This is a genomic window from Cryobacterium sp. Hz7 (assembly GCF_004402815.1).
GTDB classification, from domain to species: domain Bacteria; phylum Actinomycetota; class Actinomycetes; order Actinomycetales; family Microbacteriaceae; genus Cryobacterium; species Cryobacterium sandaracinum.
Map to the genome: position 1 here is coordinate 139,577 of NZ_SOFB01000057.1, position 10,926 is coordinate 150,502.

Below are 10,926 nucleotides of genomic sequence, written 5' to 3' on the forward strand. Positions count from 1 at the left end.
GACTGTTCTAGAACGTCGACGCGGTGAGGTTCTCGGGGACCTCCGCAGCGGCCTCCCGGTCGACGAAGAAGTTCGTGTACCGGCGGCCCTTGATGCCCGCCACGGGCACTTCGTCGCGGCTGGCGCCGGCTAGGGCGAGACCGAGCGCCGATGCCTTGTCCGGCCCGGCCAGCACCATCCACACGCACCGTGAGGAGTTCAGGGCCGGTCGGCTGAGGCTGAGCCGCTCCGCCGGGGGCTTGGGAGAGTTGCGCACGGCGAGCACGCTCTTGCTATGTTCGCGGATGCCGGCCTGGTGCGGGAATAGGGAGGCGACGTGGCCGTCCGGCCCGACGCCGAGGAAGGTGATGTCGAAGCGCGGCAGGTCGGTTCCCTCGATCGAGGCGGACTCGAGCAACGCGGCGTAGCTCTCGACTGCGGTGTCGAGGTCGACTCCTTCGTCCGAGGCGGCGAAGGGGTGGATGTTCGCCTCCGGGATCTGGATGTGGTCGAGTAGCGCGGTGCGAGCCTGGCGCTCGTTGCGGTCGGGGTGCTCCTTGGGCACCCAGCGCTCGTCACCCCACCAGAACGTGACCAGGCCCCAGTCGATGGTGTCGCGGGCCGCGGAGGCGTTGACAGCTTCCAAGACCTCGATCGCGACGCTGCCGCCGGCCAGGACCACGTTGACTTCTCCCTGTTCGTGCAGGAGGTCCACGGTCGTTGTGATGAATCGGGCCGCCACCGAGGCGGCCAGGGCCGCGCGATCGGTGTGCACAAGTACGCGTCGTTCGTTGGTCACGGTCGTCCTTCGTTGTGTTCTGCGACCACATCGTCAAGGTGCGGTAGGCCGCGCGTGATGACCTCACCATACAGCTCATCGGGGTCGAGGCGGCGCAGCTCGTCGCTGAGGCAGTCCCGCAGGCTCCGCCGCTTGAGGGTGAGGTCCTGAACGGGCTGGCCGGGCTGGGTGAGTCTGGCGATGTCGGGCACTTCTCGTTCGAGCGAGATGAGCCCGGCGGAGCGCGTCAGGTGCACACTCCGGATGCCGTGGGACAGCGGCCCCGTAGTGAACTCGTAGTCCACCGAGACCTGCAGCTGCAGAGCGAGCCAGGCGGCGAGGAGTGTCGTGGACGGCGAGTCCGCGGCACCGGTGACCTGCACGGCGGTCACAGGCAGGTAGGGCGGCTGGTCGAGGACCGCCGCCAGCTGGGCGCGCCAGAGGGTGAGGCGGGTCCAGGCGAAGTCCGTGTCGCCGGGACGGTATGAACCGCAGAGGTGATGAAGCGCGGCCTGCGGGTCGGGCTGCGCGGAAGCATCCGTGATGCGCCGGTGGGCGATGCGCCCGAGGGGCGAATCCGCTGGCACAGTGGGCGCCACACCGGGCCACCAGGCCACGACGGGGGCGTCGGGCAGGAGCAGACCGGTGACTAGGCTTTCCGGGTCGCTGGCGGCCTCACCGTAGGCGCGCAGCACGATGACCTCGCTGGCGCCCGCGTCCCCGCCGACACGGATTTCCGCGTCGACGCGGGGGGCGAGTGGGGAGGCCGTGTCATCCTGGTCCATCGTCGACAGCACGATCACGCGCATAGGGTGTTCCCTGGACGCGTCGTTCGCGGCCTCGATGGCCTCCTCCTCGCGGCCCATGGTGGACGCGATGATGAGCGTAAGCACGCGGCCGAGGGCCACCGCGCCGCCTTCTTCGCGGATGCGCACCAGGGCCTTGGAGATCTTGGAGGTGGTCGTGTTGGGCAGATCGACGATCATGGGCGTCTCCAATGTCGGCCGTCGCGGGACAGCAGTTCGTCGGCCGAGACCGGACCCCAGGTTCCCGGCCGGTATTGCTCGGGCTGGCCCTGCTTCGCCCAGAACTCCTCGATCGGGTCGAGGATCTTCCACGACAGCTCGACCTCCTCGTGCCGGGGAAAGAGCGGCGGGTCGCCCAGGAGCACGTCGAGGATGAGCCGCTCATAGGCCTCGGGGCTGGCCTCGGTGAAGGCGTGGCCGTAGCCGAAGTCCATCGTCACGTCGCGCACCTGCATGCCGGCACCGGGCACCTTGGAACCGAAACGGATGGTGACGCCTTCGTCGGGCTGCACCCGGATGACCAGGGCGTTCTCGCCCAACGGTGCGGAGTTTCCCTTGCCGAAGAGGTGCTGGGGAGCTCGTTTGAACACCACGGCGATCTCGGTGACCCGGCGGCCCAGACGCTTGCCCGCACGCAGGTAGAAGGGCACCCCTGACCACCGGCGGTTCTCAATGGTCAGCCGCAGCGCGGCATACGTTTCGGTGAGGGATTCGGGGTCCATCCCGTCCTCGTCCAGAAACCCCACGACCTTCTCGCCGCCCTGCCAACCGCCGGCATACTGGCCGCGGGCCGTGCCACGGGCGAGGTCGTCGGGAAGCCGGACGGAGGCGAGAACCTTCTCTTTCTCCGTGCGCAGGTCGGCAGCGTCGAAGGAGATTGGTTCCTCCATGGCGGTTAGCGCTAGAAGCTGCAGCAGGTGGTTCTGGATGACGTCCCGGGCTGCGCCGATGCCGTCGTAGTAGCCGGCCCGACCGCCCACGCCGATGTCCTCGGCCATGGTGATCTGCACGTGGTCGACGTAGTTGGCGTTCCAGATCGGTTCGTACAACTGGTTCGCGAAGCGGAGGGCCAGAATGTTTTGCACCGTCTCCTTGCCCAGGTAATGGTCGATGCGGAAGACCGAGTCGGGCGGGAAGACCGACTCGACCACGGCGTTGAGTTCGCGCGCGGTCTGCAGATCACTGCCGAACGGCTTCTCGATCACGACCCGCCGCCACTGCCCGTCCGTCTGATCGGCCAGGCCCGAGCGGCGCAGCTGCTCCGTGACCTGCGGGAATGCCTTCGGCGGGATCGACAGGTAGAACGCATGGTTGCCCATCGTCCCGCGCTCCCGATCGAGTTGCGCGATGGTGTCCTTGAGCAGTTGGAACGACGCGGCGTCGTCGAACGACCCCGGCACGAAACGGATGCCCTCGGCCAGCTGAGTCCAGACGTCCTCGTTGAACTCGGTGCGCGCGTACTCCTTGACCGAGTCGTGCACGACTTTCATGAAGTCCTCGTTGGTCCAGTCGCGGCGTGCGAATCCGACGAGCGCGAAACCCGGCGGAAGCAGGCCTCGGTTGGCGAGGTCATAGACGGCCGGCATGAGTTTCTTCCGCGACAGGTCACCGGTGACGCCGAAGATCACCAAGCTGCTGGGCCCGGCGATGCGATTCAGACGGTAGTCGTTTGGTGAACGCAGTGGATTGAACTCCGGGGTGATTTCCACCGGGGACATGCAGCTCCTTCGAGATGTGGCGGTCGAGCACGTTGTTCGGCGCCGGCCCGCGGGCCGGCGCCGAACGGGTTAGCGCAGTGCGTCGAACAGGGTGGCGATGTTCATGGCCGGGTCGGTCAGCGTCAGCGTCAGTACGGGGCGACCGTGGTCCGCCAGCACGCTGGCGTCACCGCTGGCTTGGGCCAGGATTAGTTCCCCGAACGTGAAGGGGCGCTCCGGGATGTCGAGGTCGACGTCCGGGGTGGTGAGGATCTGCAGGAACACTCCGGTGGCCGGTCCGCCCTTGTGCAGCTGGCCGGTGGAGTGCAGGAACCGCGGTCCCCAGCCGAACGTGACCGGGCGCTTGGCCAGTGCGGCCAGCAGATCACGGATTTCGGCGAGCTGGGGCAGTTCCAGCCGGTTGACGTAGGCCTGCACGGAGATGTAGCCGTCCGTGCCCAGCTCCTCGATCAGGGCATCGATAGCGGAGGGCAGATCGCTGGCGGCGCCGATCACGTGCGCGGTGCCGCGGATCTCGATTCCGTCCGTGATGAACGCGGCGGGGACCGGTTCGGGACGGGCGTCGAGGAGACCGCGGGTCGCGTTTTTGGCGGCCTCGACATCCGGCTGGTCGAACGGGTTGATGCCCAGCAAGCGGCCGGCGACGGCGGTGGCATACTCCCAGACGAGGAACTGCGCGCCGAGGGTGCCGCTGATCCGGATCTCGTCGTGTCCGCCGTTATCGGAGAACACGTCGCGGCCGGCGTCGGAGACCAGGCGAACAACCTGCAGGTCAGGCAGGTCCAGGGTCAGCTCGGGGGCATCCAGGTCGAGCACGACGGGAAGGATGCCGATGCCCTGTTTGCCGGTGGATTCGGCGATCAGCTGTTCGGCCCAGTCGGCGAAACCGACGATGTGGGTGCCATCCTCGACGATTGCCAGCTTGTCGCGGCGCGGGGTGGTCGCGGCGATGGCCGCACCCAGGATGAGCCCCGGGTTCTCGGCGGTGTCCACGGCAAGGGAAAGCGAAACGGCCTCGGCCTCGTCGAGCAGCTCGGCGATGTCCACGCCGGCAAGGCCGGACGGAACGAGTCCGAACGCAGTCAACACCGAGAAACGTCCACCGACCGTGGGGTCCGCGTTGAAGACTCGGTAGCCCACGGAACGGGCATCCGCGTCGAGGGGGGAGCCAGGGTCGGTCACGATGATGATGCGCTCGACCGGGTCAATGCCGGCCTCGCGGAAGGCGCGCTCGAAGACACGGCGCTGACTGTCGGTCTCGACCGTGGAGCCGGACTTCGACGACACCACGAGCGCGGTGGCGGCCAAGTTCTCGCCGAGGGCCGCGAGGACCTGACCGGGGTCGGTGGAGTCGAGCACGGTGAGGTTCACGCCGGCGGTGCGGGTGATGACCTCGGGGGCCAACGACGAGCCACCCATGCCGGTGAGGGCGATACGGGTGACTCCGCCGGCCCGCAGGGAGTCGCGCAGGGCAAGGATCTCCGCGACCAGCGGACGGGAATCCGTAACGGACTCAGTCCAGCCGAGTCGCTTCGCGGCTTCGGCTTCGGCTTCGGGGCCCCAGAGGGCCGGGTCAAGGGCGGTGATCCCGGATGCGACGAGGTCGGCCACCAGGGTCGGGACGGTGGTGCGAACGGCCTCGGCCGCCGCGCCGCTCACGGAGATGTGGAAGCTCACAGTGCGGCCCCGTTCTTGGTCGTCGTGGCGGTCTCGAGGGCAGCGGTCACGGTCTCGAGGAGTTCATTCCACGAGACGATGAACTTGGCCACGCCTTCGGCCTCGAGTACCTGGGTGACGTCGTTGTACGAGACACCCTCGTTCGCGAGTGCGTCGAGAATCAGGTTGGCTTCGTCGTACGCGCCGGTGATGGAGTTCGCGGGGATGACGCCGTGGTCGAGTGTGGCCTCGAGGGTCTTCTCCGGCATGGTGTTGACGACCTCGGGCGCGACCAGGTTGGTCACATACAGGGTGTCGGGGAGGCTGGGGTCCTTGACGCCGGTGGAGGCCCAGAGGGGGCGTTGCTTGTTGGCTCCGGCGCTGATCAGGCCGAGGGCGCGTTCGGTGGAGAAGGCTTCCTCGTAGACCTGATAGGCGAGCTGGGCGTTCGCGACGCCGGCCTTGCTCTTGAGCGCAAGCGCGGCTGTCGTCCCGATGACCTCAAGGCGGGTGTTGATCTCGGTGTCGACCCGCGAGACGAAGAACGACGCAACGGAGTGGATCACGCTGAGGTCGAGGCCGGCCGCCTTGGCCTTCTCCAGGCCGGACAGGTACGCGTTGATGACCTGGCGGTGACGTTCGAGGCTGAAGATCAGGGTGACGTTGACGCTGATGCCGAGGGCGATCGTCGCGGTGATCGCCTCGAGACCTTCCACCGTTGCGGGGATCTTAATCATGGCGTTGGGTCGATTGACCTTCGCCCACAGTTCCTGGGCCTGCGTGACCGTGCCGGCCGCGTCGTGGGCCAGCCCGGGCTCGACCTCGATCGACACGCGCCCGTCGACGCCGCGGGTGCGATCGTAAACCGGGCGGAAGATATCGCTGGCCGCGGTCACATCGTCGGTGGTGATCTCGAACACGGCGTCGTGCACGCTGGTGCCGGCGGCGGCAAGAGCGGCCACCTGCTCCGCGTACGCCTCGCCCTTGCTGAGGGCGCCGGCGAAGATCGTCGGGTTGGTGGTCACGCCGACGATGTTCTTCGTGTCGATCAGGTTCGCCAGGCCGCCGGAAGCGATGCGTTCCCGAGACAGGTCGTCCAGCCAAATGCTGACGCCGGCCAATGACAGCTCGGCTAGGGGAGTGTTCTCAGTCATATTTCGTATCTCCTTGGAATGCAGGGTATTCAGGTGTGTGGTGTCGCGGCGCAGCGGGTTCAGTGCGCGGCGAGAGATTCCTTGGCGGCGGCGACGACGGCATCCGTCGTGATGCCGAATTCACGGAACAGGGTCTTGTAATCGGCCGACGCACCGAAGTGCTCGATCGAGACGCTGCGGCCACGGTCGCCGACGTACTTGTCCCAGGTCAACGCTATGCCCGCCTCGACGGATACCCGGGCGGTGATCGATGCGGGCAGGACAGCCTCGCGGTACTCGGCGCTCTGCTCCCGGAACCATTCGAGGCTGGGGGCCGACACGACGCGCGCGCTGATGCCTTCGGCCTGGAGCTGCTCGCGGGCCGCCAGGGCCAGCTGCACCTCGGAGCCGGTGCCGATCAGGATCACATCAGGTGTGCCGCCCGCAGCCTCAGCGAGCACGTAGGCGCCCCGGGCCACGTTTCGGGCGGATGCGAGCACGTCGCCGGTGGCGTCGCCCTCGCCGCGCTCGAACACGGGAATGTTCTGGCGGGTCAGCACGATGCCGGCCGGTCCCTGGCGGCGCTCGAGGATCGTCTTCCACGCCCAGGACACCTCGTTGGCGTCGCCGGGGCGCACCACATCGAGTCCGGGGATGGCGCGCAGGGTCGCGAGCTGCTCGATCGGCTGGTGGGTGGGGCCGTCTTCGCCGAGGGCGACGGAGTCGTGGGTCCAGACGAAGATCGAGGGGGCCTGCATCAGCGCGGCCAGGCGGATGGCCGGGCGCATGTAGTCGCTGAAGATCAGGAAGGTGCCGCCGAAGGGGCGGGTGTTCCCATGCAGCACGATGCCGTTCAGGATGGCGGCCATGGCGTGTTCGCGAATGCCGAAGTGCAGCACGCGGCCGTAGGGGTTGCCGGTCCATTCATTGGTGGAGTGCTCGCTCGGAATGAAGGAGGCAGCACCGCCGATGGTGGTGTTGTTCGATTCTGCGAGGTCGGCGGAGCCACCCCACAGCTCGGGGATGACCTTGCCGAGCGCGGTGAGGACCTTGCCGGACGCGGCACGGGTCGATACCTCCGTGCCGGCGGGGAAGACGGGCAGGGCCGCCTCGACGCCGTCGGGCAGGTCGCCGGAGAGCACCCGATCGAGTAGGTTCTTGCGCTCAGGGTTGGCGGTCGCCCAGGCCTCGAACTCGACGTTCCAGGCGGAGTGGGCGACGGCCCCGCGGTCCACGGCCTGTCGGGTGTGCGCGATGACCTCGTCGGCGACCTCGAAGGCCTGCGCGGGGTCGAAACCGAGGACCGTTTTGACGGCGGCCAGCTCCTCGGCGCCGAGCGCCGAGCCGTGGATCTTGCCCGTGTTCTGCTTCTTCGGGCTGGGCCAGCCGATGATGGTCTTCAGGATGATCAGCGACGGCTTGTCGGTGACTGCCTGGGCCGCCTCGATCGCGTCGTGGAGTGCGGCGATGTCCTCGACGTAGGCGCCGGTCTGCTTCCAGTCGACTGTCTGCACGTGCCAGTCGTAGGCCGAATAGCGGGCCGCGACATCCTCGGTGAAGGCGATGTTGGTGTCGTCCTCGATGGAGATCTGGTTGCTGTCGTAGATCGCGATCAGGTTGCCGAGCTGCTGGTGGCCGGCGAGGGAGGAGGCCTCGCTCGTGATGCCTTCCTGCAGGTCGCCGTCGCCAACGATCACGTACACGAAGTGATCGAACGGGCTCGTGCCGACCGACGCCTCCGGGTCGAACAGTCCGCGCTCGAAGCGGGAGGCGTAGGCGAAGCCGACGGCGGAGGCCAGACCCTGGCCCAGAGGACCGGTCGTGATCTCGACCCCGTCGGTGTGGCCGTACTCCGGGTGCCCGGGCGTCTTGGAACCCCAGGTGCGCAGAGCCTTCAGATCTTCGAGCTCGAGTCCGTAGCCACCGAGGTACAACTGCACGTACTGGGTGAGCGAGCTGTGGCCGACCGAGAGAATGAAACGGTCCCGACCGATCCACTCGTTGTCGGACGGGTCACGCCGCATCACCTTCTGGAACAGGAGGTAGGCCGCGGGAGCGAGGCTCATGGCGGTACCGGGATGCCCGTTCCCGACCTTCTCCACGGCATCGGCCGCGAGGAGGCGCGCGGTGTCGACCGCCTTGCTGTCGATTGAATCCCACTGCAGTGCTGCCACTTGGTATTGACCCTTCTGAAGACAGGGGAGAAGGTTGCTGAGAACCCGCACCCGCTATTGTGCGCGCCCGAGGACATCAGCGTCATCACGGTGTCGCAGCAGATGCCCGGTTCCGGTGGATCAGCATGCATGCACCGAGATTGGCGAGCACCCCCAGTATAGGCAACGCCGGTTCGGACCCGTGATGTGTCGTCTCGTGACGCACCCCGGGCGGCCCGTCGACGGTTTCGGTTCCGACAGTTCGCCTAGAATCACAGTCACTGTCACCAGCGTTGGAGGAGCTTTGCCCGGAGCCGCCGAAACCCACATCCTGAGCGCCCCACGCACGCTCCGGCGCACGGCAAGGGCCTACCTCTCGCTGACCAAGCCGCGGGTCGTGGAACTGCTCCTGGTGGTTACCGCTCCCACGATGATCCTGGCCGAACAGGGCATCCCGAGCCTGTGGCTGGTCGTGGCAACTCTGATCGGCGGTGCGCTTAGCGCCGGCTCTGCCGGGGCGTTCAACTGCTACATCGACCGGGACATCGACCGGCTGATGAAGCGTACCCAGAATCGCCCGCTCGTCACGGGGGAACTCACCGACCGGCAGGCCCTGGTGTTCGCCTGGCTGGTCGGCCTGGCATCGATTCTCTGGCTGCTGGCCTTCACGAACTGGCTCGCCGCGGCCCTGTCGCTGGGCGCCATCCTGCTCTATGTCGTCTTCTACACGATGGTTCTGAAACGCCGCACGGCCCAGAACATCGTCTGGGGCGGCATCGCGGGCTGCATGCCCGTGCTCATCGGCTGGGCCGCAGTGACCGGCGACCTGTCATGGCCGCCCTTCGTCCTGTTCCTGATCATCTTCCTGTGGACGCCGCCGCACTACTGGCCGCTTTCCATGAAATACCGTGACGACTATCAGGCCGCCGGGGTGCCGATGCTCGCCGTCGTGCGCGGCCGCAGCCAGGTGGGCCTACAGGTCATCCTGTACGCCTGGGCGACCGTCGCCTGCTCGCTCCTGCTCGTACCGATCGCGGACATGGGCCTGCTGTACCTTTTTGTGGCCCTGGTGACCGGCGCCTGGTTCATCTCCGAGACGCACCGGCTGTACGGCCTGGCGATCCGTCACGTGGAGGTGTCGCCGATGCGCCTCTTCCACGGTTCGATCGCCTATCTCACCCTGTTGTTCCTGGCCGTCGGAGTTGATCCGCTGCTCCCGTTCTAGCCCGCAGCTCCCGTTCGACACCGGGCACGGCGTTCGGGCCGTGATGATCACAACTAAACGACGAGGACTTACGTCGCTACCGGTGACCGACCAGGTCGGGGGTGGTCGCTCTGGGGGACACCCGCACGTCCACCGGTTTGCTGAGGTTCAGGACGAGCGCGGTCAGGATGGCCACGAGCACGCAGGAGAGCACCATGTGGATGCCGACCAACCCGGCAGGGAGCCCCGTGTTGGACTGGATCAGGCCGACGCCGACCTGCATGGCCTCGACGAGCAGAAGGAGAAGGGCCCAGCCCTGCGTCGGCAGAGCGCGCGAGAAGGCCACGACGAGGAGAACCACGGTGAGGGCAACGGTGACGTAGGCCGGCCAGCTGTGCACGTGCTGCAGGATTTCGGGGTCAAGGCCCGTGCGGGGAGCATCCGCGTCCCCGGCGTGCGGGCCCGAGCCGGTGGTGAGAATGCCGACGAGGATCGTGACGAACACGACCGCGCTCGTGGCATACGCCAGCGTCCGATACCAGACCGGAACCGCGAGGATGCGCCGCACCCGGCCGGTGTAGACCCGGTGCACGAAGACGGTGCACAGCAGGACCAGGATCACGGAGATCACGAAGTGGATGCCGACCACATAGGGGTTCAGCTGGGCAAGAACGCTGATGCCGCCGATAACGGCCTGCGCGGGGATGCCCAACCCCGCGAGCAGGGCGACCCAGAACAGGTCGGGGCGTTCCTTGCGGAGGCGCACCACGGCGAGGAAGGCCGCGATCGCGACCAGGCCGAGGGCAACTCCGAGCAGGCGATTGCCGAATTCGATGTAGCCGTGGATGCCCATCTCGGGCGTGTTGACCACTGAGTCCGCGGTGCACTTGGGCCAGGTGGGGCAACCGAGGCCCGAGCTGGTCAGGCGCACCAGGCCTCCCGTCCCGACCAGCAGAATCTGGGCGGCGAGGTAGATCCACGCGATCACACGCACACGCCTGTCAATCCTGGTCGGCAACCACGCCGTAATTCGATTCACCGGTTCTGCTCCCTCTTCGATGACCACATGTGAAAACGCCGGATCGCACTGCTGAACCCGTCGCCAGCCTGTAGAATTAAGTTTTTCATGGGCGGGAACGTTGCGGTTGCCACAACCGCGGCGCGCGTCGTCCTTAAACATCTTAGGTACGCAACGTAGCCGCCCACACAACCGATCCCTGACTGGGTCTCCGCTGGAGGCCATTCTGGGAACGACCGGACTAATATCCGGGTTGCCGGGGTGGCAGAAGAGGTAAATATGTCTGACGTCCTTCTTGACCGCCCCGAACTTGCGGGGCTCGGTGTCTACGAGTTCGGGTGGTCCGACTCCGATGCTGCTGGTGCCTCCGCTCGCCGCGGGATTTCGCCGGAGGTGGTGACCGATATCTCCAATCTCAAGGGCGAGCCTGAGTGGATGCTGCAGCGTCGCCTCAAGGCCCTCGAGTTGTTTGAGCGCAAGC

At 67.0% G+C, this 10,926-nt stretch carries 8 protein-coding genes and 1 pseudogene; 2 read left to right on the top strand and 7 right to left on the bottom strand.

Annotation, left to right across the window (positions count from 1 at the left end):
• Positions 1–7: 7 nt before the first annotated feature.
• The 6 genes from pgl to tkt form a co-directional block, all read right to left on the bottom strand.
• Entirely contained in the window at positions 8–778 is a 771-nt protein-coding gene (gene pgl, locus E3N86_RS15635) for a 6-phosphogluconolactonase (protein WP_134371575.1), read from the bottom strand.
• The gene (locus tag E3N86_RS15640) at positions 775–1,743 is read right to left on the bottom strand and encodes a glucose-6-phosphate dehydrogenase assembly protein OpcA (protein ID WP_104100558.1); all 969 of its coding nucleotides are present in this window, start codon (positions 1,741–1,743) and stop codon (positions 775–777) included. The genes pgl and E3N86_RS15640 overlap by 4 nt, the downstream gene beginning before the upstream one ends.
• Positions 1,740–3,281 carry a glucose-6-phosphate dehydrogenase gene (zwf, locus tag E3N86_RS15645; RefSeq protein ID WP_134371577.1) on the bottom strand — a complete coding sequence of 514 codons (1,542 nt, stop codon included), beginning with the start codon at positions 3,279–3,281 and terminating at the stop codon, positions 1,740–1,742. Before zwf ends, E3N86_RS15640 begins: the two co-directional genes overlap by 4 nt.
• Positions 3,282–3,350: 69 nt before the next feature.
• Positions 3,351–4,958, bottom strand: a complete 1,608-nt coding sequence (locus E3N86_RS15650) for a glucose-6-phosphate isomerase (protein WP_104100560.1) — start codon at positions 4,956–4,958, stop codon at positions 3,351–3,353.
• Positions 4,955–6,091, bottom strand: a complete 1,137-nt coding sequence (gene tal, locus E3N86_RS15655) for a transaldolase (protein WP_134512257.1) — start codon at positions 6,089–6,091, stop codon at positions 4,955–4,957. The genes E3N86_RS15650 and tal overlap by 4 nt, the downstream gene beginning before the upstream one ends.
• Before the next feature lie 59 nt (positions 6,092–6,150).
• Positions 6,151–8,244, bottom strand: a complete 2,094-nt coding sequence (gene tkt / locus E3N86_RS15660) for a transketolase (RefSeq protein WP_134371581.1) — start codon at positions 8,242–8,244, stop codon at positions 6,151–6,153.
• 283 nt (positions 8,245–8,527) lie between these two features.
• Here tkt and E3N86_RS15665 point away from each other — a divergent pair, with 283 nt between their 5' ends.
• Complete coding sequence (locus tag E3N86_RS15665) at positions 8,528–9,448, top strand: heme o synthase (RefSeq protein ID WP_241972973.1); 921 nt, start codon at positions 8,528–8,530, stop codon at positions 9,446–9,448.
• 76 nt (positions 9,449–9,524) lie between these two features.
• Here E3N86_RS15665 and E3N86_RS15670 read toward each other — a convergent pair whose 3' ends face one another.
• Entirely contained in the window at positions 9,525–10,415 is an 891-nt protein-coding gene (locus E3N86_RS15670; protein WP_241986186.1) for a heme A synthase, read from the bottom strand.
• Between the two features lie 309 nt (positions 10,416–10,724).
• Here E3N86_RS15670 and E3N86_RS15675 point away from each other — a divergent pair.
• Positions 10,725–10,926, top strand: a pseudogene (locus E3N86_RS15675) (Fe-S cluster assembly protein SufB); the annotation flags it as partial.